General features: G+C 57.2%; 23 protein-coding genes. 2 read left to right on the top strand and 21 right to left on the bottom strand.

Going from position 1 to position 23,625, the window contains the following annotated elements:
- Positions 1 to 241 precede the first annotated feature (241 nt).
- A complete protein-coding gene (locus BT119_RS08140; RefSeq protein ID WP_072365303.1) occupies positions 242 to 967 on the top strand; it encodes an NAD-dependent epimerase/dehydratase family protein in 726 nt (241 codons plus the stop codon).
- Positions 968 to 1,072: 105 nt separating this feature from the next.
- Here the strand turns inward: BT119_RS08140 and glmS are convergent, their stop codons facing one another.
- The 21 genes from glmS to rpmH form a co-directional block, all read right to left on the bottom strand.
- Positions 1,073 to 2,908 carry a glutamine--fructose-6-phosphate transaminase (isomerizing) gene (glmS, locus tag BT119_RS08135; RefSeq protein WP_003432746.1) on the bottom strand — a complete coding sequence of 612 codons (1,836 nt, stop codon included), beginning with the start codon at positions 2,906 to 2,908 and terminating at the stop codon, positions 1,073 to 1,075.
- Between the two features lie 9 nt (positions 2,909 to 2,917).
- A complete protein-coding gene (locus tag BT119_RS08130) occupies positions 2,918 to 3,685 on the bottom strand; it encodes a DeoR/GlpR family DNA-binding transcription regulator (RefSeq protein WP_003367861.1) in 768 nt (255 codons plus the stop codon).
- 306 nt (positions 3,686 to 3,991) lie between these two features.
- A complete protein-coding gene (glmU, locus tag BT119_RS08125; protein WP_003367859.1) occupies positions 3,992 to 5,359 on the bottom strand; it encodes a bifunctional UDP-N-acetylglucosamine diphosphorylase/glucosamine-1-phosphate N-acetyltransferase GlmU in 1,368 nt (455 codons plus the stop codon).
- Between the two features lie 125 nt (positions 5,360 to 5,484).
- Positions 5,485 to 5,910: a F0F1 ATP synthase subunit epsilon gene (locus tag BT119_RS08120; protein ID WP_003413751.1), complete on the bottom strand. Its 426-nt coding sequence runs from the start codon at positions 5,908 to 5,910 to the stop codon at positions 5,485 to 5,487.
- 43 nt (positions 5,911 to 5,953) lie between these two features.
- Complete coding sequence (gene atpD, locus BT119_RS08115) at positions 5,954 to 7,333, bottom strand: F0F1 ATP synthase subunit beta (protein WP_002555982.1); 1,380 nt, start codon at positions 7,331 to 7,333, stop codon at positions 5,954 to 5,956.
- Positions 7,334 to 7,360: 27 nt separating this feature from the next.
- On the bottom strand, positions 7,361 to 8,221 hold the full coding sequence (atpG, locus tag BT119_RS08110) for a F0F1 ATP synthase subunit gamma (RefSeq protein ID WP_003367855.1): 861 nt from the start codon (positions 8,219 to 8,221) through the stop codon (positions 7,361 to 7,363).
- Between the two features lie 50 nt (positions 8,222 to 8,271).
- Positions 8,272 to 9,816 carry a F0F1 ATP synthase subunit alpha gene (atpA, locus tag BT119_RS08105; protein WP_072365301.1) on the bottom strand — a complete coding sequence of 515 codons (1,545 nt, stop codon included), beginning with the start codon at positions 9,814 to 9,816 and terminating at the stop codon, positions 8,272 to 8,274.
- A 21-nt stretch (positions 9,817 to 9,837) separates the two neighbouring features.
- Positions 9,838 to 10,374, bottom strand: a complete 537-nt coding sequence (locus BT119_RS08100; RefSeq protein ID WP_003315956.1) for a F0F1 ATP synthase subunit delta — start codon at positions 10,372 to 10,374, stop codon at positions 9,838 to 9,840.
- Between the two features lie 12 nt (positions 10,375 to 10,386).
- The gene (locus BT119_RS08095) at positions 10,387 to 10,857 is read right to left on the bottom strand and encodes a F0F1 ATP synthase subunit B (RefSeq protein ID WP_002555986.1); all 471 of its coding nucleotides are present in this window, start codon (positions 10,855 to 10,857) and stop codon (positions 10,387 to 10,389) included.
- A gap of 57 nt (positions 10,858 to 10,914) precedes the next feature.
- A complete protein-coding gene (atpE, locus tag BT119_RS08090; protein WP_002555987.1) occupies positions 10,915 to 11,172 on the bottom strand; it encodes a F0F1 ATP synthase subunit C in 258 nt (85 codons plus the stop codon).
- Positions 11,173 to 11,310: 138 nt separating this feature from the next.
- Complete coding sequence (gene atpB / locus BT119_RS08085; RefSeq protein ID WP_003315954.1) at positions 11,311 to 12,180, bottom strand: F0F1 ATP synthase subunit A; 870 nt, start codon at positions 12,178 to 12,180, stop codon at positions 11,311 to 11,313.
- A 16-nt stretch (positions 12,181 to 12,196) separates the two neighbouring features.
- Positions 12,197 to 12,604 (bottom strand): F0F1 ATP synthase subunit I, encoded by a 408-nt coding sequence (locus BT119_RS08080; protein ID WP_002555989.1) that lies wholly within the window; start codon positions 12,602 to 12,604, stop codon positions 12,197 to 12,199.
- Between the two features lie 146 nt (positions 12,605 to 12,750).
- On the bottom strand, positions 12,751 to 13,623 hold the full coding sequence (locus BT119_RS08075; protein ID WP_003432741.1) for a ParB/RepB/Spo0J family partition protein: 873 nt from the start codon (positions 13,621 to 13,623) through the stop codon (positions 12,751 to 12,753).
- A gap of 9 nt (positions 13,624 to 13,632) precedes the next feature.
- Complete coding sequence (locus tag BT119_RS08070; protein WP_002555991.1) at positions 13,633 to 14,424, bottom strand: ParA family protein; 792 nt, start codon at positions 14,422 to 14,424, stop codon at positions 13,633 to 13,635.
- 18 nt (positions 14,425 to 14,442) lie between these two features.
- A complete protein-coding gene (rsmG, locus tag BT119_RS08065) occupies positions 14,443 to 15,087 on the bottom strand; it encodes a 16S rRNA (guanine(527)-N(7))-methyltransferase RsmG (RefSeq protein ID WP_003367844.1) in 645 nt (214 codons plus the stop codon).
- Positions 15,084 to 16,976, bottom strand: coding sequence for a tRNA uridine-5-carboxymethylaminomethyl(34) synthesis enzyme MnmG (gene mnmG, locus BT119_RS08060; RefSeq protein WP_003367842.1), 1,893 nt, complete (start codon positions 16,974 to 16,976; stop codon positions 15,084 to 15,086). Before mnmG ends, rsmG begins: the two co-directional genes overlap by 4 nt.
- Before the next feature lie 581 nt (positions 16,977 to 17,557).
- Entirely contained in the window at positions 17,558 to 18,928 is a 1,371-nt protein-coding gene (gene mnmE / locus BT119_RS08055) for a tRNA uridine-5-carboxymethylaminomethyl(34) synthesis GTPase MnmE (protein ID WP_003367840.1), read from the bottom strand.
- A gap of 78 nt (positions 18,929 to 19,006) precedes the next feature.
- A complete protein-coding gene (gene yidC, locus BT119_RS08050) occupies positions 19,007 to 20,698 on the bottom strand; it encodes a membrane protein insertase YidC (protein WP_003367838.1) in 1,692 nt (563 codons plus the stop codon).
- 2 nt (positions 20,699 to 20,700) lie between these two features.
- Complete coding sequence (gene yidD / locus BT119_RS08045) at positions 20,701 to 20,946, bottom strand: membrane protein insertion efficiency factor YidD (RefSeq protein ID WP_003367836.1); 246 nt, start codon at positions 20,944 to 20,946, stop codon at positions 20,701 to 20,703.
- Positions 20,939 to 21,340, bottom strand: a complete 402-nt coding sequence (gene rnpA / locus BT119_RS08040) for a ribonuclease P protein component (RefSeq protein WP_002551314.1) — start codon at positions 21,338 to 21,340, stop codon at positions 20,939 to 20,941. The genes yidD and rnpA overlap by 8 nt, the downstream gene beginning before the upstream one ends.
- Before the next feature lie 16 nt (positions 21,341 to 21,356).
- Entirely contained in the window at positions 21,357 to 21,491 is a 135-nt protein-coding gene (rpmH, locus tag BT119_RS08035) for a 50S ribosomal protein L34 (protein WP_002551315.1), read from the bottom strand.
- 584 nt (positions 21,492 to 22,075) lie between these two features.
- Between rpmH and dnaA the strand changes: the two genes are divergently transcribed.
- Positions 22,076 to 23,611, top strand: a complete 1,536-nt coding sequence (gene dnaA, locus BT119_RS08030; protein WP_054082286.1) for a chromosomal replication initiator protein DnaA — start codon at positions 22,076 to 22,078, stop codon at positions 23,609 to 23,611.
- Positions 23,612 to 23,625 lie beyond the last annotated feature (14 nt).

Below are 23,625 nucleotides of genomic sequence, written 5' to 3'. Positions count from 1 at the left end.
CCGTGACAGATCGGGTTTCGCGATAGTTGCCATGATGAAATGCTCCTGATTGTCACTCGATTCAAAGTTAATCACAGTAAATAATCTAGCATCCTCAAGCGCGCTGTCAGGTCGAGCCTATTCCTAGGCCTAGTCGATAACCGACCCGATAGAATCCACAGCTTTTATTAGAGGGTATCGACACAGTATCAGGCGAGTGACTGCCTTGCTTCTGCAATGAAACCTCAAGGAGATGAGTGCAATGTCGCGTAAAGTTTTTGTAGCCGGCGCATCCGGTGTAATCGGCAGAGCCCTGCTCAAGCTCTTGGTGGGTGCGGACTACAGCGTATATGGCGCTACCCGTCGCGCCGAAAAAGTGAAGGACATTGAGGCCACAGGTGCTACGGCAGTAGTGGTCGATGTCTATGACGCCGAGCGTTTAAACGAAGAGTTGGTCCGCATCCAGCCATGGGCCGTTATTCATCAACTGACAGATCTGCCTCGTGGCCTAAGTCCCGAATTGATGGCAAAAGCGGTCGAGAACAACGCACGTATCCGTACAGAAGGAACGCGTAATCTGGTAGCCGCCGCTCGAGCTGCTGGCGCTACCCGTCTGATCGCTCAAAGCATCGCCTGGGCCTACCGTCCAGGCGACACCCCTTATCTGGAAACATGTCCTCTGGACGTGGAGGCACACGGCAGCCGTGGCATCAGTGTGGGGGGTGTGGCGGCCTTGGAACAGCAAGTGCTCAGCGAGCCTGCATTGAACGGAACCGTCTTGCGCTATGGCCAGTTATACGGGCCCGGCACTGGCACTGACGAGCCGACAGGCACCAGCCCTGTGCATGTAGAAGCCGCTGCACGCGCCGCACTGCTGGCGTTGCAAACAGAGCAAAGTGGTATTTTCAATATCACTCAGGACAGCCCGACCGTCAGCAACGAAAAAGCCAAGCGCATACTGGGGTGGTCTCCTTCCGTGGAGGCTTGACGTCCCAACGCAGCTACTCCGTACGAAGGAGTGACGACGTTAGGATTATTTTGGATAAATCTGAGTCTGCTCTAAGTTACCGAAACCCCCACCCCTGTGGATAACTCACTCCACCGTCACCGACTTCGCCAGATTCCGCGGTTGATCCACATCCGTCCCTTTCAGCACAGCCACGTAATACGAAAGCAACTGCAGCGGGATGGTGTAGAGAATCGGTGCCAGGGCATCGATGATGTGTGGCATGGCGATGACGTGGGTGCCCTCGCCGTTCTTCATGCCGGCCTGCTCATCCGCGAACACGATCAACTCGCCGCCGCGTGCGCGCACTTCCTGCAGGTTGGATTTGAGTTTCTCCAGCAGTTCGTTGTTCGGTGCGACGGTGACGACTGGCATGTCGGCGTCGACCAGCGCCAACGGGCCATGCTTGAGTTCGCCGGCCGGGTAGGCTTCGGCGTGGATGTAGGAGATTTCTTTGAGCTTGAGTGCGCCTTCCATTGCCACCGGAAACTGTGCGCCGCGCCCAAGGAACAGGGTGTGGTGCTTCTCGGCGAACAGTTCGGCGATTTTCTCGACCGTGCCGTCCATTGCCAGCGCTTCGCCGAGGCGGGTTGGCAGGCGACGCAGTTCTTCGACCAGCTGCGCTTCGACGCCCTGCTCCAGCGATCCCTTGACCTGACCCAGCGACAGGGTCAGCAGCAACAAGGCGACCAATTGGGTGGTGAAAGCCTTGGTCGATGCCACGCCGATTTCCGGGCCAGCCTGGGTCAGCAGGGTCAGGTCTGATTCACGTACCAGTGAGCTGATGCCGACGTTACAGATCGCCAGGCTGGCCAGAAAGCCCAGTTCCTTGGCGTTGCGCAGCGCTGCCAAGGTGTCGGCGGTTTCACCGGACTGCGAGATCGAGACGAACAGGGTGTCCGGCTGAACCACTACCTTGCGATAGCGGAACTCGCTGGCCACTTCGACCTGGCAAGGGATGCCGGCCAGGCCTTCAAGCCAGTAACGCGCTACCATGCCTGCGTGGTAGCTGGTGCCACAGGCCACGATCTGAACATTGCGTACTTTGGCGAACAGTTCGGCAGCCTGTGGACCAAATGCGTGGACCAGCACTTGCTGTTGCCCCAGACGACCTTCGAGGGTGCGCTGTACGACCTTGGGCTGCTCATGGATTTCCTTGAGCATGAAGTGACGATACTCACCCTTGTCGGCGGCTTCGGCGCCTTCATGGTATTGCACCACTTCGCGCTCAACCGACACACCGTCGACGTTCCAGATCTGCACGCTGTCGCGACGGATCTCGGCGATGTCGCCCTCTTCCAGGTACATGAAACGGTCAGTGACCTGACGCAGCGCCAGTTGGTCGGAGGCCAGGAAGTTTTCACCCAGGCCCATGCCGACAACCAGCGGGCTGCCACTGCGAGCGGCCAGCAGGCGATCCGGCTGCGCGGCATTGATGACCGCAAGCCCATAAGCACCGTGAAGTTCTTTCACCGCAGCCTTCAGGGCAACCGCCAGATCGGCGGTGTCCTTGAGCTTGTGGTGCAGCAGATGGACGATGACTTCAGTGTCGGTATCGGATGCGAAGACGTAACCCAGGCCTTTCAGCTGTTCACGCAGCGCTTCGTGATTCTCGATGATGCCGTTGTGGACAACTGCCAGCGTGTCGGCCGAGAAGTGTGGGTGGGCGTTACGCTCACACGGGGCGCCGTGGGTCGCCCAACGCGTGTGGGCAATGCCCAGACGACCGATCAGCGGCTCGCCGGCAAGTGCCTGTTCCAGCTCACTGACCTTGCCAGAGCGACGGCGGCGCTCAAGGGTGCCTTCGTTGCTGAAGACTGCCACGCCCGCGCTGTCATAACCGCGGTATTCAAGGCGCTTGAGGCCTTCGAGCAAAATGGCCGTGATATTACGTTCAGCAACGGCGCCGACGATTCCACACATGGTTATCTCCTAGCTGACAGCAGCACAAATCAGATTGATGCCGCGGGCCTGTATCTGATCGCGCGCCTCACTGGGCAGGCGATCATCAGTAATAAGGGTGTGGATACTGCTCCAGGGCAGTTCCAGATTGGGGATCTTGCGACCGACCTTGTCGGCTTCGACCATGACCACGACTTCCCGGGCGACTTCCGCCATGACCCGGCTCAAGCCCAGCAGCTCGTTGAAGGTGGTGGTGCCACGAATCAGATCGATGCCGTCGGCACCGATGAACAGCTGATCAAAGTCGTAGGAGCGCAGTACCTGTTCCGCGACTTGCCCCTGAAAAGACTCCGAGTGCGGATCCCACGTTCCGCCCGTCATCAACAGGACCGGTTCGTGCTCCAGCTCGGTCAGGGCGCGCGCAACATGCAGGGAATTGGTCATGACCACCAGGCCGGGTTGCTGGCCCAGCTCAGGAATCAATGCCGCCGTGGTGCTGCCACTGTCGACGATGATTCTGGCGTGCTCGCGAATTCTGGAAACCGCAGCGCGGGCGATGGCCTGTTTGTAGCGGGAAACCGGCTGACTGCCATCGCTTATAAGCTCGTGAGGAAGCGGCACTGCGCCCCCGTAACGGCGCAACAGCAGGCCGTTGGTTTCAAGCGCAGCCAGGTCCTTTCGAATCGTAACTTCGGAAGTTTCAAAGCGTCTAGCCAAGTCGTCCACACTGACTTCACCTTGCTCGTTGAGCAGGGCGAGAATGTTGTGGCGACGCTGCGGTGTATTACGCTTCGACATGACTGCCTTAAGTTTCGTTTCGAAAGATAATGAAGGCAATCAAAACCTATTTTTTGGTTTTGGTCAAGGTTTCGGGATGGGGCGGCGCAATTTCTACCGGATACTCGTGACATCGGCTTTTGAGCCTGGGGTGTGACGCGGAGCGTCACGAACGGCATTCCTACGCTGGAGCGTGAGGAACGAGAGGTGATCTCAAGATCATCTTACCCATGCTCCGCGTCCTGGCTTGACTGTCAGGTGTGGATAGTTATGGACGCGTGCCAATGTTGAGCATTGGCACGCGGGGCATCATGGACTGTGGATAACTCAGTCTTTCCTGATTTTCACCGGCCGCTTCCAGCCTTCGATGTTGCGCTGGCGGGCGCGGGCTACGCCGAGTTGTTCAGCAGGCACGTTTTGCGTGATGGTCGAGCCAGCTGCAGTCGTCGCGCCGTCCAGGATATCCACAGGCGCAACCAGAGAGTTGTTGGAACCAATGAACACGTCTGCACCCAACGTCGTCTTGTGCTTGTTGGCACCATCGTAGTTACAGGTGATGGTACCGGCGCCGATATTGGTGCGTGCGCCGACCTCAGCATCACCAAGATAAGTCAGGTGGCCAACCTTGGCCCCCTCGCCCAGGTTCGCATTCTTGAGCTCGACAAAGTTACCCACATGCGCCTTGGCACCCAGCACGCTGCCTGGTCGCAGGCGTGCAAACGGGCCGGCATCGCTGCCCTCCCCCAGAATCGCACCGTCGATGTGGCTGTTGGCTTTGACGACGACACCCTTGCGCAGGGTGCTGTCCTTGATGACGCAGTTCGGACCGATGACCACGTCATCCTCGATCACGACCTTGCCTTCAAGAATCACATTGATATCGATCAGCACATCGCGCCCGACGCTGACTTCACCGCGCACATCGAAGCGCGCAGGGTCACGCAGGGTCACGCCAGCCGCCATCAGACGACGGGCTTCACGCATCTGGTAATGACGCTCCAGTTCGGAAAGCTGCTTGCGATCATTGGCGCCCTGCACTTCCATCGCGTCGTGGGGTTGCTCTGTGGCAACCACCAGGCCGTCATTAGCTGCCATGGCGATCACGTCGGTGAGGTAATACTCGCCCTGGGCATTGTTGTTGGACAGCCGCCCCAGCCAGTCAGCGAGATGAGCAGCAGGCACCGCGAGAATTCCGGTATTGCCTTCGGTGATAGCCTTCTGCGCGTCGCTCGCGTCCTTATGCTCGACGATGGCACAGACACGATTCTGCTCATCGCGAACGATACGGCCGTAACCGGTAGGGTCATCCAGCGTAACGGTCAACAGGCCCAGTTGCCGCAGGTTGACCAGTTTGAGCAGGCGCGAAAGCGTCTCTACTTCGATCAACGGGACATCGCCATAAAGAATCAACACGGTGTCAGCCGTCAGCGCGGGCAGCGCCTGAGCAACCGCATGGCCGGTACCGAGTTGCTTGTCCTGCATCACGAAATTCAAGTCATCGGCTGCCAGCTGTTCACGAACAGCATCAGCGCCGTGTCCGATCACGACGTGTATTCCGCTTGGGGATAACTGGCGCGCGCTGTGGATAACATGACCCAGCATGGAATTGCCGGCCACGGGGTGCAGGACCTTGGGCAGCGCGGACCGCATCCGGGTACCTTGGCCAGCAGCGAGAATAACGATATCGAGAGACATGATAGGACTACCAACTGAGCGGCAACCGGACCGAAGGCGGGCTGACTTGAAAGAGGAAATCTGAAAAAAGAAAAAGGGTAGCCGAGGCTACCCTTTTTCTCAATCGCGCATCGAGTGCAGCGGGGTTAGCCGCCGAACTTCTTGCGAATTTGCTGAACGGTGCGCAGCTGAGCTGCAGCCTCGGCCAGACGAGCAGTTGCAGATCCGTAATCGAAATCTGCGCCCTTCTCGTTCAGGGCCTTCTCGGCAGCCAGTACGGCCGCCTGAGCAGAAGCTTCATCCAGGTCGGCAGCACGTTGCACAGTATCGGCAAGCACCTTGACCATGTTCGGCTGAACCTCAAGGAAACCACCGGAGATGTAGAACACCTCGGCTTCCCCACCCTGCTTGATCAAGCGGATCGGGCCCGGCTTCAGATCAGTGATCAGCGGCGCGTGGCCTGGAGCGATACCGATATCACCCAGGTTGCCGTGCGCAATCACCATCTCGACCAGACCGGAGAAGATTTCCCCTTCCGCGCTGACGATGTCGCAATGGACTGTCATAGCCATTTGCTTGCCTCAACCTAATAGCGCCCGTTGCCGGGCGCCGGGATTACAGTTTCTTGGCTTTCTCGATCGCTTCTTCGATGCCGCCGACCATGTAGAACGCTTGTTCTGGCAGGTGGTCGTAGTCACCGTTGAGGATGCCTTTGAAGCCAGCAATGGTGTCTTTCAGGGAAACGTATTTACCCGAAGCACCGGTGAAGACTTCTGCCACGAAGAAAGGCTGGGACAGGAAGCGCTGGATCTTACGAGCACGGTTAACCAACTGCTTGTCGGTCTCCGACAGCTCGTCCATACCCAGGATCGCGATGATGTCTTTCAGCTCTTTGTAGCGCTGCAACACGTACTGAACGCCGCGAGCGGTGTCGTAGTGTTCCTGGCCAATGACGTTCGGGTCCAGCTGGCGCGAAGTCGAGTCCAGTGGATCTACCGCCGGGTAGATACCCAGGGAAGCGATGTCACGGGACAGTACGACGGTGGCGTCCAAGTGGGCAAACGTGGTCGCTGGCGACGGGTCAGTCAAGTCGTCCGCTGGTACGTATACGGCCTGGATCGAGGTGATCGAACCATTCTTGGTGGAAGTGATGCGCTCTTGCAGAGTGCCCATCTCTTCAGCCAGGGTCGGCTGGTAACCTACTGCGGAAGGCATACGGCCCAGCAGTGCGGATACTTCGGTACCGGCCAGGGTGTAACGATAGATGTTGTCGACGAACAACAGAACGTCGTTACCTTCGTCACGGAACTTCTCGGCCATGGTCAGGCCGGTCAGTGCTACGCGCAGACGGTTACCCGGCGGCTCGTTCATCTGACCGTAGACCAGTGCCACTTTGTCCAGAACGTTGGAGTCCTTCATCTCGTGGTAGAAGTCGTTACCCTCACGAGTACGCTCACCCACACCGGCGAACACGGAATAACCGCTGTGCTCGATGGCGATGTTACGGATCAGCTCCATCATGTTTACGGTCTTGCCGACACCGGCACCACCGAACAGACCGACTTTACCGCCTTTGGCGAACGGGCAGACCAGGTCGATAACCTTGATGCCGGTTTCCAGAAGGTCATTGCCGCCTGCCTGCTCAGCGAAGGACGGTGCAGGACGGTGAATGCCCCAGCGCTCTTCGGTGGCGATCGGGCCAGCTTCGTCGATCGGGTTGCCCAGCACGTCCATGATCCGGCCCAGCGTCGCTTTACCGACCGGTACGGAGATGGCTGCGCCAGAGTCTGTTACTTCCAGACCACGCTTCAAGCCCTCGGTGGAGCCCATCGCAATGGTACGAACCACGCCGTCGCCCAGCTGCTGCTGAACTTCCAGGGTGGTTCCTGCCGCGCTCTGAACTTCCAGCGCGTTGTAGATACTCGGTACGCTATCGCGTGGGAATTCCACGTCGATCACGGCGCCGATGATTTGAACGATACGTCCGCTACTCATTAGCTGGTTCCTCTAATATTTGAACCGTTAAACCGCGGCAGCGCCGCCGACGATTTCCGAGATCTCTTGGGTGATCGCTGCCTGACGCGCCTTGTTGTAGATCAGCTGCAAATCGCTGATCAAATCACCGGCGTTGTCTGTGGCGTTCTTCATCGCGATCATCCGCGCTGCTTGTTCAGCTGCGTTGTTCTCGACCACCGCCTGGTACACCTGCGATTCCACGTAGCGAACCATAAGGCCGTCTAGCAGCTCTTTGGCATCGGGTTCGTAGAGATAGTCCCAGTGGTGCTTGAGCCCTTGATCCGGGGTTGCCACCAGCGGAATCAATTGCTCCACTGTTGGTTGCTGGGTCATGGTGTTGATGAACTTGTTGGATACCACGGACAGGCGATCAATACGGCCATCCAGGTAGGCATCCAGCATCACCTTGACGCTGCCGATCAAGTCGTTGATCGACGGCTCTTCGCCCAGGTGGCTGATCGCAGCGACGACGTTACCGCCGAAGTTGCGGAAAAATGCCGCACCTTTGCTGCCGACCACGCACAGATCGATCTCTACACCGTTTTCACGGTTCACCGCCATGTCCTTGACCAGAGTCTTGAACAGGTTGGTATTCAAGCCACCACACAGACCACGGTCACTGCTCACTACGACATAACCGACGCGCTTAACAGGGCGCTCGATCATGAACGGGTGGCGGTACTCCGGGTTGGCGTTTGCCAGATGACCAATCACCTGACGAATGCGCTCCGCGTAAGGACGGCTAGCAGCCATGCGCATTTGAGCCTTGCGCATTTTGCTGACCGCCACTTTTTCCATGGCGCTGGTGATCTTTTGCGTGCTTTTGATGCTCGCAATCTTGCTGCGAATCTCTTTTGCGCCTGCCATGTAACACCTATCAGGTTAGCAAGCGGGAGCCTTGCGGCCCCCGCTGCGGCTTACCAGGTTTGGGTGGCCTTGAACTTCTCGATGCCGGCTTTCATGCCAGAATCGATTTCGTCATTGAAGTCACCCTTCACGTTGATCTTCGCCATCAAATCGGCGTGATCGCGGTTGAAGTAAGCAATCAGCGCTTGTTCAAAGCTGCCGATCTTGGCGATTTCGACGTCAGTCAGGAACCCACGCTCAGCGGCATACAGCGACAGCGCCATGTCAGCGATCGACATTGGTGCGTATTGCTTCTGCTTCATCAGCTCGGTAACGCGCTGACCATGCTCAAGTTGCTTGCGGGTCGCCTCGTCCAGGTCAGAAGCGAACTGGGCGAATGCCGCCAGTTCACGGTACTGAGCCAGAGCGGTACGGATACCACCGGAAAGCTTCTTGATGATCTTGGTCTGAGCGGCACCACCCACACGGGATACCGAAACACCGGCGTTCACAGCCGGACGGATGCCGGAGTTGAACATCGCCGATTCCAGGAAGATCTGACCGTCGGTGATGGAAATCACGTTGGTCGGAACGAACGCGGAAACGTCGCCAGCCTGGGTTTCGATGATCGGCAGTGCGGTCAGGGAACCGGTTTTGCCGGTCACTGCGCCGTTGGTGAACTTCTCTACGTATTCTTCGGAAACACGCGATGCGCGCTCCAGCAGACGGGAGTGGAGATAGAACACGTCGCCTGGGTAAGCTTCACGGCCTGGTGGACGGCGCAGCAGCAGGGAAATCTGGCGGTAAGCCACTGCTTGCTTGGACAGATCGTCATAAACGATCAGCGCGTCTTCACCGCGGTCGCGGAAGAACTCGCCCATGGTGCAACCCGAGTACGGTGCAAGGAACTGCAGCGCTGCGGATTCGGAAGCACTTGCAGCCACGACGATGGTGTTAGCCAGTGCGCCGTTCTCTTCGAGCTTGCGAACAACGTTGGCAATGGTCGATTGCTTCTGACCGATTGCTACGTAGACGCAGAAGATGCCGCTGTTCTTCTGGTTGATGATTGCGTCGATGGCCAGAGCGGTTTTACCGATCTGACGGTCACCGATGATCAGCTCACGCTGGCCACGGCCGACAGGAATCATGGCATCGACAGCCTTGTAGCCAGTCTGTACAGGCTGGTCTACCGACTTACGCCAGATCACGCCTGGAGCAACTTTCTCGACCGCATCGGTCTCGGTGTTGTTCAGCGGACCTTTGCCGTCAACTGGGTTACCCAGTGCATCGACAACGCGACCCAGCAGTTCCTTACCAACCGGAACCTCGAGGATGCGGCCTGTGCACTTGGCGCTCATGCCTTCAGCCAGAGTCGTGTAAGCGCCCAGTACAACGGCACCCACGGAGTCTTGCTCAAGGTTCAGCGCCATACCGTAGACACCGCCCGGAAACTCGATCATTTCGCCGTACATTACGTCGGCCAGACCATGAATCCGCACGATACCGTCAGACACGCTGACGACTGTGCCTTCGTTACGGGCTTGGGAGGTTACATCGAGCTTGTCGATGCGACCCTTGATGATGTCACTTATTTCGGAAGGATTGAGTTGCTGCATTGCTCTGCTGCCCCTTCAAACTCAAGATTTCAATGCTTCGGCTAGTTTCGCGATCTTGCCACGAACTGAGCCATCGATAACCAGGTCGCCGGCGCGGATGACGACACCCCCTATAAGAGAGGCATCCTCCGCAGCATGCAGGCGCACTTCCCGGCCGAGCCGTGCACTGAGAACCTTGGCGAGTTTGTCTTGCTGTTCTTGGTTCAATGCGAAAGCACTGGTGACATCCACATCGACCGATTTTTCCTGCTCGGCCTTGTACAGGTCGAACAGTTCGGCGATCTCCGGCAAGAGCGGGAGGCGGTCGTTTTCAGCAACGACGTGAATGAAATTCTGTGCCTTGGCATCGAACTTTTCGCCACACACTTCAATAAAAGTGGTGGCCTTTTGTGCGCTCGTCAGTCGCGGGGCCTTGAGCATGCGCTGCATGGTGTCGTCTTGCGACACCGCAGCAGCCAGGCCGAGCATGGCTGACCAATTGGCCAGCTGCTGGTGGGCCTGCGCATGCTCGAAGGCCGCCTTCGCGTAAGGTCGGGCCAACGTGGTCAGTTCTGCCATGATCGCCCTCGCTTAAATTTCAGCAGCCAGTTTGTTAACCAGCTCCGCGTGCGCGTTTTGATCGATTGTGGCACCCAGAATCTTCTCTGCGCCATTGACTGCCAGGCTACCCAACTGGGCGCGCAAGGCATCTTTGACACCGTTCAGTTCCTGCTCGATCTCGGCCTGAGCCTGAGCCTTCACACGGTCAGCTTCAACGCGTGCCGTTTCACGGGCTTCGTCGACAATCTGGGTACCGCGTTTCTTGGCTTGCTCAATGATCTCGGCTGCTTGAGCTTTAGCTTCGCGCAGTTGTTGACCCGCTTTTTCTTGGGCCAGCTCCAGGTCGCGAGCTGCTCGGGAAGCAGCGTCCAGTCCATCCGCGATCTTCTTCTGACGTTCGTGCAAAGCCGCGATGACCGGAGGCCACACGAACTTCATGCAGAAAATCACAAAAATGAAGAACGCAACGGACTGGCCAATCAGGGTTGCATTAATGTTCACGCCAACACCTCGCTCGTTCGTTGTCCATCACACCAATCAACTCGAAAATTCGAGTGATCAGCCAGCGAGTTGACCAACGAAGGGGTTCGCAAAGGTGAAGAACAGAGCGATACCAACACCGATCATGGTCACGGCGTCGAGCAGGCCCGCAACGATGAACATTTTAACTTGCAGCATTGGAACCATTTCCGGCTGACGCGCTGCGCCTTCCAGGAACTTGCCGCCCAACAGGCCGAAACCGATTGCAGTACCCAGTGCGCCCAGGCCGATCAACAGTGCAACAGCGATAGCGGTTAGACCAACTACAGTTTCCATCTTTCCTCCCGACTTTTACGTCGTATTGGTTAGGTTTTTTTAATTGAAGCGGTAAAACAAAATCGTTTCTACATCAGCCCTTGCGGGCACCGCCTCGCCAGTGGCGAGACGGTCATCAGACGCGTCCTGAGACGAATCTCAATGGTTATCTTCGTGAGCCATCGACAGGTAGACGATGGTCAGCATCATGAAGATGAACGCTTGCAGGGTGATGATCAGGATGTGGAACACAGCCCACGCCCACTGCAGCACTACACCCAGACCGCTGAGCCACAACAGACCGCTGCCGAACATCACGGCGATCAGAATGAAGACCAGCTCGCCAGCATACATGTTGCCGAACAGACGCAAAGCCAGGGAAATCGGCTTGGCGATCAGCGTCACGAATTCCAGCAGGAAGTTGACCGGGATCAACAGCGCCTGAACGAACAGGTTCTTGCTGCCAAACGGGTGAAGGGTCAGTTCGCCGATGAAACCGCCGATGCCCTTGACCTTGATGCTGTAGAAAATGATCAGTGCGAACACGGACAGGGCCATGCCCAGCGTGGCGTTCGGGTCAGTGGTCGAAACGGCACGGAACGGAATGTGCGAGTCACCCGAGATCATCATCGCCAGCTGTGGAATCCAGTCCACCGGTACCAGGTCGACCGCGTTCATCAGGAATACCCAGACGAAAATGGTCAACGCCAGTGGCGCGATGACCGCGCTGCGGCCGTGGAAGCTGTCTTTCACACTACCGTCGACGAACTCGACCAGCACTTCGACGAAGTTCTGCAGTGCGCCAGGCTGGCCGGAAGTTGCCTTCTTGGCCGCCATGCGGAAGATCAGAACGAAAATCAGACCCAACGCAACCGACCAGCCGAGGGTATCGACGTGGAAGGCCCAGAAACCCATTTCCTTGGCTTCCGCTGCGGTGTGGGCAAAGCCCCATTCGCCATTGGGCAGGTGCCCGAATGTAAGGTTCTGCAAGTGGTGCTGGATATAGCCCGAAGCTGTTTGCTCTGCCATGGTTGCCTCAAACGCCCTAAGGTCTCGAAAGTCTTGTTCTCGTAAGCAGGGGAGCGAACCAGTTGACCACCTGGATCAACATGAACACGCCGAATACAGCCAGCGGCGCCAAAGGCTTCACACCTGCGAACGTCAATGCAAAAAGCACTGCCGTGAAAATCAGTTTGCCTGCCTCGCCGGCGTAGAACGACCGAACGATGGCTTGCGCTGCTCTGGCCCCGGAAAACCGGAATGCCTTGTGAGCAAAGTATAAATTGGGTAGCCAGGCTATCAGGCCTCCGCAGAGTCCCGAATATCCTGCAACGACTCCTTGCCACTGCCACAGCACCAATGCGGCCATGAGCAGCACGATCAATTGAGCCAGCAAAAGCGGGAAAACCGCCAGGCGATAGAACGGCAAGCGGTCTGGCATGCGGGATTCCATCGCAACTGCTCCTTTGATGTCGGTCGCCATAATCAATAACTTGGCATAATTTGTGCCGACAAAATGCGCGCAGAGTATAGGGGCGGTTAAGCCCCTATTCAACAGTCGGGTAGTGATTTCCGACTATACGCTACAGAGCAATTGTTTCAGCGGATGTGAGCGAGCACTCCCTGAAGCTCGTCCAGCGAGTTGTAACGGATGACCAATTGCCCTTTGCCCTTCTGACCATGACGAATCTGCACCGCAGAGCCCAGACGCTCGGCCAGACGCTGTTCCAGGCGGCTGATGTCCGGGTCGGTCTTCACCGGCTCGGCAGCCTCTGCCTTGCCGCTCAGCCACTGCCTGACCAGTGCTTCGGTCTGGCGCACGGTAAGCCCGCGTGCGACAACGTGTCGCGCACCTTCGACCTGCCGATCTTCACCCAAGCCGAGCAAGGCACGCGCATGGCCCATTTCCAGGTCACCATGAGACAGCATCGTCTTGATGGCCTCCGGCAAGGCAATCAGGCGTAACAGGTTGGCGACACTGACTCGCGACTTGCCGACGGCATCGGCCACCTGCTGCTGGGTCAGTTGAAACTCCTGCTGCAAGCGCTGCAGCGCCATGGCCTCTTCGATCGGGTTGAGGTCCTCACGCTGGATGTTCTCGATCAGCGCCATCGCAATCGCGGTTTCGTCCGGTACATCGCGGACCATCGCCGGGATCGTCTCGACACCTGCCTGCTGGCTGGCACGCCAGCGACGCTCGCCCGCAATGATCTCGAAGCGGTTGTCACCGATAGAACGCACCACGATCGGCTGCATCACGCCCTGCGACTTGATCGACTGCGCGAGCTCTTCGAGTGCCTGCGGGTCCATGTCACGGCGCGGCTGGTACTTGCCGCGCTGGATCAGGTCCAGCGGCACATGCTGCAACTCACTTGGCGGGGCCTTGACGGCCTGTTCTTCCAGCGAACTGACGGTTGGACTGCTCAGAAGCGCGTCCAACCCACGTCCGAGACCTCGTTTCTTGACGGCCATGGGAATTCCTTAGGTTGGCTGAGCGGTTTTTGCGCCGCGACGTTGACGACGAACCAGTTCACTTGCCAGGGCCAGATAGGCCAGCGCACCGCGAGACGACTTGTCGTACGCCAGCACGGGCATGCCGAAACTCGGTGCCTCGGCCAGACGGATGTTTCTCGGGATCACTGTGTCGTACAGCTGCTCGCCGAAATGTTCCTTGAGCTGCGCCGAAACGTCGTTGATCAGGCTCAGCCGCGGATCATACATGGTGCGCAGCAGGCCTTCGATTTTCAGCTGCGGGTTGAGCAGTTCAGCAATACGCTTGATGTTATCCACAAGGTCGCTGAGACCTTCGAGTGCAAAGTACTCGCACTGCATGGGGATAATTACGCCGTCTGCGGCAACCAGCGCGTTCAGGGTCAGCATCGACAGCGAAGGTGGGCAGTCGATGAGAATGTAATCGTAATTCTCGCGGATGGGCGCCAGCGCATTGCGCAGACGACTCTCTTTCATCTGCATTTCCAGCAGAACCACTTCGCCCGCCGTCAGATCACGGTTGGCCGGAAGCAGTTGATAACCACCGTGCTCGGAAAACTGCATGGCCTCGCCCAGATCGCATTCGCCGATCAACAGGTCGTAGACGGAGTTTTCCAGGTTGTGTTTATCCACACCGCTGCCCATGGTCGCGTTGCCCTGGGGATCGAGATCGATCAGCAGCACACGGCGCTTGGTCGCGACCAGCGATGCGGCGAGGTTGATGCATGTGGTGGTCTTGCCGACCCCACCTTTCTGGTTCGCTATCGCGAATACCTTAGCCATTCTTGCTTGTGTTCCCAGTCATGCCGTGCGGCGCAGTATCAGCAGATGGCGTTGGCCTTGGCAACCCGGAACGGTCAAGGCGTGTGCGCTATCGAGGTGAAAATCCGAGGGCAATGCTACCAGCTCATCGTCAGGATGCAGCCCTTTCATTGCCAGCCAGCGTGTATTGACGTCGCCCATGTGACGCGTCCAGCCGGTGAAGTCTTCCAGGCTGCTGAATGCACGGGAGATGATCCCGTCGAAAGGCACTTCGGGCTGATAACTTTCTGCACGGCTGTGGATAACTTCAAGATTATCCAGTTTCAGCTCAAGTTTGACTTGTGTCTGAAACCGGGTTTTCTTGCCATTGCTGTCCAGCAGCGCCACTTTGCGCTCCGGAAACAGGATGGCCATGGGAATGCCGGGCATCCCACCGCCGCTGCCAACGTCGATCCAGCGCGTACCTTCGATGAAGGGCACCACACTGAGACTGTCGAGCAGATGCCTCGATACCATTTCGTCCGGGTTGCGTACCGCAGTCAGGTTGTAGGCCTTGTTCCACTTGATCAACAACGCCAGATACGCCAGCAATTGCTCGTGCTGGGCCGGGCTGAGGTCAATCCCCAATTCCCGGGCACCGGTGGATAACTCTTGGGCGTGTTGCGGGGTGACCATAGAACTCAAGCGCTTTGCTCCAACTGACGGCCCGCGCCGCGTTTTTTCAAATGGATCATCAACAGCGATATCGCTGCAGGCGTGACGCCGGGGATACGCGATGCCTGTCCGAGTGTTTCCGGACGAGTTATCCCCAGCTTGCTTTGGATTTCTTTCGACAGGCCGGATATCGCGGCGTAATCGATGTCTTCCGGCAGACGGGTGTCTTCACTGGCGCGCAGACGGGCAATTTCGTCCTGCTGGCGATCAATGTAACCGGCGTATTTTGTCTTGATCTCTACCTGCTCGGCGACCTGGGGATCGATGCAGCCCTGGCCAGTGATTGAAATCAGGCTGGCGTAATCGATTTCCGGACGGGTCAGCAGGTTGAGCAAATTGTATTCGTGGGTCAGTGGCGTGCCGAAGTGTGCAGCAATCGCATCGCCCTGCTCGGTACCGGGACGTACCCAGGTACTTTTCAAACGCTGCTCTTCCAGCTCGATGCTTTCACGCTTGGTGCAGAACGCAGCCCAGCGGGCGTCGTCGACCAGGCCCAGTTCGCGGCCTTTTTCGGTGAGTCGCAAATCAGCGTTGTCTTCGCGCAGGATCAAACGGTATTCGGCCCTGGAGGTGAACATCCGGTAAGGCTCTTGCGTACCGAGCGTGATCAGGTCGTCGACCAGAACGCCGATGTACGCTTCATCGCGACGCGGGCACCAGCTGTCTCGACCCTGTGCGCGCAGCGCGGCATTGGTCCCGGCCAGCAAACCCTGGGCACCGGCCTCTTCATAACCGGTCGTGCCGTTGATCTGGCCTGCGAAGAACAGGCCGCCGATGACCTTGGTTTCCAAGCTGTATTTCAGATCACGCGGGTCGAAATAGTCATATTCGATGGCGTAACCAGGACGAACGATGTGTGCATTCTCCATGCCGCGAATCGACCGGACGATCTGCAGTTGCACATCGAATGGCAACGACGTGGAGATACCGTTCGGGTACAGCTCGTGCGTGGTCAATCCTTCCGGCTCGATGAAGACCTGATGGCTTTCCTTGTCGGCAAACCGGTGGATCTTGTCTTCGATCGACGGGCAGTAACGCGGACCAATACCTTCGATCACGCCCGAATACATCGGCGAGCGATCGAGGTTGGACGCAATGATTTCGTGAGTCCGCGCGTTGGTGTGCGTAATCCAGCAACTGACCTGCGGCGGATGCTGTTCCTTGTTGCCCAGGAACGACATGACCGGAATCGGTGTGTCACCTGGTTGCTCGGTCATCACCGAAAAATCCACAGAACGTCCGTCAATCCGTGGCGGGGTCCCGGTTTTCAGGCGGCCGACGCGCAGCGGCAGTTCACGCAGTCTTTGCGCCAATGCGATCGAAGGAGGATCACCTGCCCGACCGCCCGAATAATTTTGCATACCGATGTGGATAAGTCCGCCAAGGAACGTACCTGTGGTCAACACCACTGAATCGGCAAATATGCGCATACCCATCTGGGTCACGACGCCGCGCACTTGATCCTGTTCAACGATCAGGTCATCGCAGGCTTGCTGAAATATCCACAGATTCGGCTGATTTTCCAGAGTTTCACGAATGGCTGCCTTGTACAGCACGCGATCTGCCTGCGCACGGGTGGCACGTACGGCCGGCCCCTTGCGGCTGTTCAGCACGCGGAACTGGATACCGCCCTTGTCAGTAGCCATGGCCATGGCGCCGCCCAAGGCGTCGATTTCCTTGACCAGATGGCTTTTACCAATACCACCGATGGCCGGGTTGCAACTCATCTGGCCGAGTGTTTCCACGTTGTGGGTCAGCAACAGGGTTTTGACACCCATGCGTGCCGACGCCAGTGCGGCCTCGGTACCGGCATGACCGCCACCGATGACGATCACTTCAAAACGGGAAGGGAAATCCACCACGCACCTCGTGCCTGTTGTCGATGAGAAATTGGGATAGCTGACAAGTATAGGGACTTACCCCACCTGAATGAAACCCGTTGGACAAAATTTAACCAGCTGTGGAAAAGTCGCGGATAAAGAAAATAAAAAGGAAAGAAAGTTTATAAAGCCTTGTTTTTATGTTTATTCTTACTGAGCTACCTTTCTGTGGATAGATCTCTACGAGCCTTTATTTTCAATGTGTACAGAGATTCAAAAGTCTGTGTTCATGTGGGGATGAGGGGTTTGGATAACCGTCCTGAGCCTGTTGATAAGATAGCCACTTGTCCACAGGGGCATCTATCTTCAGGTTTGCACCCTGCTTACCCACTGAGCTAAAGGGCAGTTATTCACAGGGCTTAATCCACAAAAAACCGGCTCTTCATCAAAAATCAGGCACAGAAAATCCTTCCCTCAGGCATTTCTGTTGGTCAGATTCAGGTGTCGAAGCAAAGTTAAAGGAGGAAAAAGCCGAATATGTGGATAACACTCCAGCTGAAAGAGGCGTCTCGTGGTACTTGAAGGCATGACCCAGGCCGGGCCATGCCATGCCAGAAGGTTTACTTGCCTATGCAGAAGCTGGAGAAGATTCTGCCAAGGAGGTCGTCGGAACTGAATGCGCCGGTGATCTCGCCAAGCGCTTGCTGTGCCTGACGCAGGTCTTCGGCCAGCAGCTCTCCGGCCCCCGCCAGGGTGAGTTGAGCTCTGCCGTGTTCCAGAGAGTCACTGGCATGGCGCAGCGCTTCAAGGTGGCGTCGACGCGCGCTGAAGCTGCTTTCCGAGGTTTGTTCATAGCCCATGCAGGCCTTGAGATGCTCGCGCAGCAGTTCAAGCCCTTCGCCACCAGACCTGGCGCTCAGGCTGATGGTGACGTGGCCATCTACGCTGGTTTGCAGATCGACGGGGTCTCCACTCAGATCTGCCTTGTTGCGGATCAGCGTGACTTTCGACGGGTCCGGGCGCTGCTCGAGGAATTCCGGCCACAGTGCGAACGGGTCTGCTGCCTCCGGAGCGGTCGCATCCACCACCAGCAGAATCCGGTCAGCTTCGCCGATGGCCTTGAGTGCGCGCTGCACGCCGATCATTTCCACCTGGTCTTGAGTATCCCGCAGCCCTGCAGTGTCGACGACGTGCAACGGCATTCCGTCTATGTGGATATGTTCACGCAGTACATCGCGGGTTGTGCCGGCGATCTCGGTGACAATTGCCGCCTCCCTGCCCGCCAAAGCATTCAGCAGACTGGATTTGCCCGCATTGGGGCGTCCGGCAATCACTACGGTCATGCCGTCGCGTAACAGGGCACCCTGCCCGGCTTCACGCAACACTGTGGATAACTCGGCACGTACGTCATCCAGCATGTTCAGAACGTGGCCATCGGCAAGGAAGTCGATTTCCTCTTCGGGGAAGTCGATTGCAGCTTCCACATAGATGCGCAGGCTGATCAATTTCTCGGTCAAGTTATCCACACGCCGCGAAAAAGCACCCTGCAAAGAGCGCAGTGCATTGCGCGCTGCCTGTGCAGAACTCGCCTCGATCAGGTCGGCAATGGCTTCTGCCTGGGCAAGATCCAGCTTGTCATTGAGAAAGGCGCGCTCACTGAACTCTCCCGGACGAGCCAGTCTGCTGCCCAGTTGCAGGCAGCGCTGCAGCAGCATGTCCAGAACGATGGGGCCGCCGTGGCCCTGAAGTTCCAGCACGTCCTCGCCGGTGAACGAGTTGGGTCCCGGAAAATACAGCGCGATCCCTTCATCGAGTACCTGTCCGGCATCATCGACAAAAGGTCCGTAATGGGCAAATCGTGGCTTGAGGGTCCGACCGATAATGGCTTCGGCGGCCCTGCCCGCCAGAGGACCTGACACCCTGACAATACCAACACCGCCCCGCCCCTGGGCTGTGGCGATGGCGGCAATGGTTTCACGAGGAACGTTCATGCTCCGGCTCCCGGACAAATGACGGATAGCAAAACGCCCCACGAGGGGGCGTCTTGTAGAACTTATTCACAGGTTAGATCAGACAGCTGCTTTCTTGGTAGCCGCTTCGATCTTGCGAGTGATGTAAGCCTGCTGAGCGATCGACAGGGTGTTGTTCACAACCCAGTACAGAACCAGACCGGCAGGGAACCACAGGAAGAAGAACGTGAAAATGATCGGCATCATTTTCATGACCTTGGCCTGCATCGGGTCCGGCGGAGTCGGGTTCAAACGCTGCTGGATGAACATGGTCGCGCCCATGATGATCGGCAGGATGAAGAACGGGTCCTTGATCGACAGGTCGGTTATCCACAGGATCCACGGTGCCTGACGCATTTCCACGCTTTCCAGGAGTACCCAGTACAGCGAAAGGAAAACCGGCATTTGTACAAGAATCGGCAAGCATCCACCCAGCGGGTTGATCTTCTCTTTCTTGTACAGCTCCATCATTGCCTGGGACATCTTCTGACGATCATCGCCATGCTGCTCTTTCAGCAATGCAAGCTTCGGAGCCACGGCGCGCATGCGTGCCATCGACTTGTAGCTGGCTGCGGAAAGCGGGAAGAAAAGGCCTTTGATCAGCATGGTCAGGACAATGATCGACCAGCCCCAGTTGCCGAGGATGGCGTGGATATGTTGCAGCAGCCAAAAGATAGGCTGGGCAATGAACCACAGGAAACCATAATCGACGGTCAGCTCCAGACCTGGGGATAACTCTTTGAGTACCGCCTGGCTTTTCGGGCCTGCATACAGGGTAGCGCTGGTTTCACCTTGTGCACCGGGTGCAACCGAGAGAGTCGGGCTGGTGAAGCCGATGATGTAGTTGCCTTGGCTATCTTTGCGGGTCTGAACAGCGTTGGTGGCGTTGTGATCGGGAATCCACGCAGTCACGAAGTAGTGCTGCAGCCATGCAACCCAACCGCCCTGGACAGTTTCCTTGACCTGGCCCTTGTCGATATCTTTCATCGACACTTTCTTGTACGGCTCGGCCGCAGTCCACAGGGCAGCGCCCAGGTAGGTAGCGGTGCCAGTAGCAGTCGTCGAAGAAGGATCGGAGCTCGCATCGCGCTTCAATTGCGCGAACAGATTACCGGACCAGGGTTGTGCGCTCTGGTTATCCACAACGTAAGTCATGACCAGATCGTACAGACCGCGCTTGAAGGTGAAGCGCTTGATGTAATTGACGCCGTTTTCCGAGAATTTCAGATCCACGACCATCGTGTCCTGGCCATCAGCCAGTTGATAAGTCTTTTGTGTGGAGGTGTAAACCGGACGACCGGCAGCGCGTGCATCCGGACCATTGGTCCCGGTCAGGCCGCTTTGTGCCAGAAAAGTACGCTCGCCGCCGTTGTCGAACAACTGGAACGGAACGTCAGGACGATCCTGACGACGCGGGTACAGAGGCAAACGGAGCTGAACGACGTCGCCACCCACCGGATCGATCGCCAGATCGAGCACATCGGTCTTGACGTGGATAAGGTCTTTGCTGGCTACGGCCGGAGTTTCAAGAGGTGCTGCAGCCGTATTGGCAGTAGCGCTTGCGCTTGGAACATCGGCACTTGCAGAACCATTAGTACCAGCGGCCGTGTCCGGAATACCCGGTGCGGTGCTGCTGGCTGCAACATTCTGGGTCGGCATGGCAGCCTGGCCATAGTCTTGGTTCCATTTCAGAACCCCGACGTAGGTCACGATTGCCAGGGCGACGATCAGGATCGTGCGTTTAATATCCATGATTACTCGGCCATCGAAGAAGAACGGGAGGTGGGGATAGCTGGAACCGGGTCATAACCACCGGGATTCCATGGGTGACAGCGACCAAGACGACGAATTGACAGCCAGCCACCGCGCAAAAGGCCATGATTTTCGATGGCTTCATACGCGTAGCAGGAGCAACTGGGGTAGAAACGACAGTGACTGGCCATCAGCGGGCTAATGGCATAGCGATAGAACTGGATCGGAACGAGTGCCAGTTTACGCATCTGGACTGTCTACCCCTGCAGGTTCGGATTTTTCTTCCGGAATGGGTCGGCTACGCGCCAGACGTTTCCAGAGCTTGCCGAAATGCTGAATCAGTTCAGGGTTTTCTACGTCACCCAAGCCTTTGCGCGCGACGATAACGATATCCCAACCGACCAAACTGTCTTGGTGTTGGCGAAATGATTCGCGCATCAGGCGTTTCAAACGATTGCGCTCGACGGAGAGCTTCACGCTCTTTTTACCTATCACAAGCCCCAGGCGGGGATGATCGAGGTCGTTGTTGCGCGCAAGGAGCAGGAGATTTTTCCCCGGAACCTTGCCGGTAGGGGAGTCAAAGACTGCCTTGAAATGCCGGGGAGTGAGCAAACGCTTTTCCCGACTGAAGTCTCGACTCACCTCCTGTGCCGATTTATCAAACTGCCAGACGCTTACGGCCTTTGGCACGACGACGCGAAAGAACTGCGCGGCCGTTTTTGGTGGCCATGCGTGCACGGAAACCGTGGGTGCGGGCGCGCTTGATAGTGCTGGGTTGGAAAGTACGTTTCATGGCGTGTTACCTGGTTCGTCCACTACGGGCCGGAATGGCCCCCGTTTTAAGAGACCGGGGATTCTAGAGAAAGCAGGCTCGCAGGTCAATTTCCAACCAGCTTTTCTTCATAGGCATCTTTTTATAGCTGGGCGCCTTCTTCCTTTCGTTCAACGCTACGCTAACCCGCTCCGGTTATAGAAATAAAAAGAAGAGAGTATTTAAAGCTTCTTTATAAAGCTTATAACTCTTACGCAGCGCCTTTCTGTGGATAACATCTTACAGCCCTTGTTATTCAATGTGTACAGAGGTCAGAAAGGTTGTCGAGAAGCGGTGCCCTGCCTGTGCCGGACCTTCGGAAAAGCTGTGCATGGAACGCCTTTTTATCCACAGGCGAGTTATGCACAGAGTTTACGCCTGACTTATGCAATGGGCTGAAGATGGGTTATCCACAGAGCTTATGTGTTGACCGTTTGTCGTCTGCTTCATGCATAAATCGTTGATTTATAGCTCTCTGTGAGCAACCTACATGTGGATAAGTCGCCTCTGGGTCGTTACAATGGCGGCTGTTTTTGCCTCACCGGCTTTCAACTCAGGGGATATCCGTGTCAGTGGAACTTTGGCAGCAGTGCGTGGAGCTTTTGCGCGATGAGCTGCCTGCCCAGCAATTCAACACTTGGATCCGTCCGCTACAGGTCGAAGCCGAAGGCGACGAGTTGCGTGTGTACGCACCAAATCGTTTTGTTCTCGATTGGGTCAACGAAAAATACCTCGGTCGTTTGCTTGAGCTTCTCGGCGAACACGGTCAAGGGATGGCCCCTGCTCTTTCCTTATTAATAGGAAGCAAGCGCAGCTCCGCACCCCGTGCCGCTCCGAATGCGCCATTGGCCGCCGCAGCGTCCCAGGCACTGTCTGCCAATTCGGTCAGCAGCGTCTCGGCACCGGCTCCTGCCACAGCTGCTCCGGTTGCTGCCGTGGCGACGCCGGCACCTGTTCAGAACGTTGCAGCACACGACGAGCCGTCGCGTGACAGCTTTGATCCGATGGCAGGTGCCAGCTCGCAACAGGCGCCCGCTCGCGCAGAACAGCGTACCGTTCAGGTAGAAGGCGCGCTCAAGCACACCAGTTACCTGAACCGTACGTTCACGTTCGAGAATTTCGTCGAGGGTAAGTCCAACCAGCTGGCACGCGCTGCGGCCTGGCAGGTTGCCGACAACCCCAAGCATGGCTACAACCCGCTGTTCCTTTATGGCGGTGTCGGTCTCGGTAAAACTCACTTGATGCACGCAGTAGGTAACCACCTACTGAAGAAGAATCCGAACGCCAAGGTCGTGTACCTGCATTCGGAGCGCTTCGTCGCAGATATGGTCAAGGCCTTGCAGCTCAATGCAATCAACGAGTTCAAGCGTTTCTACCGTTCAGTCGATGCACTGCTGATCGATGACATCCAGTTTTTCGCCCGCAAGGAACGCTCGCAGGAAGAGTTTTTCCACACGTTCAACGCGCTGCTGGAAGGCGGACAGCAGGTCATCCTGACCAGCGACCGCTATCCCAAGGAAATCGAAGGCCTTGAAGAACGACTCAAGTCGCGTTTCGGCTGGGGCCTGACGGTTGCCGTCGAGCCTCCGGAGCTGGAAACCCGCGTCGCGATCCTCATGAAAAAAGCAGATCAGGCCAAGGTCGATCTGCCTCATGACGCAGCGTTCTTCATTGCCCAGCGCATTCGCTCCAACGTCAGAGAGCTGGAAGGTGCGCTCAAGCGCGTCATCGCTCACTCGCACTTCATGGGCCGCGACATCACCATCGAGCTGATTCGTGAGTCGCTGAAGGACTTGCTGGCGTTGCAGGACAAGCTGGTCAGTGTGGATAACATTCAGCGCACCGTCGCCGAGTACTACAAGATCAAGATCTCCGATCTGCTGTCCAAGCGTCGTTCCCGCTCTGTCGCCCGGCCTCGCCAGGTCGCGATGGCGCTCTCCAAGGAACTCACCAACCACAGTCTTCCGGAAATCGGTGACGTGTTTGGTGGCCGTGACCACACGACCGTCTTGCACGCGTGCCGAAAGATCAACGAGCTCAAGGAATCCGATGCGGATATCCGCGAGGACTACAAGAACCTGCTGCGCACTCTGACTACGTGATAACGCCAGTGCAG

Origin of the sequence: Pseudomonas sp. NFACC10-1 (assembly GCF_900119195.1) — a bacterium.
Classification (GTDB): Bacteria; Pseudomonadota; Gammaproteobacteria; order Pseudomonadales; family Pseudomonadaceae; genus Aquipseudomonas; species Aquipseudomonas cerasi.
Note: the sequence above shows the minus strand (reverse complement) of the source record. Positions and strands in the feature narration are given on the sequence as shown.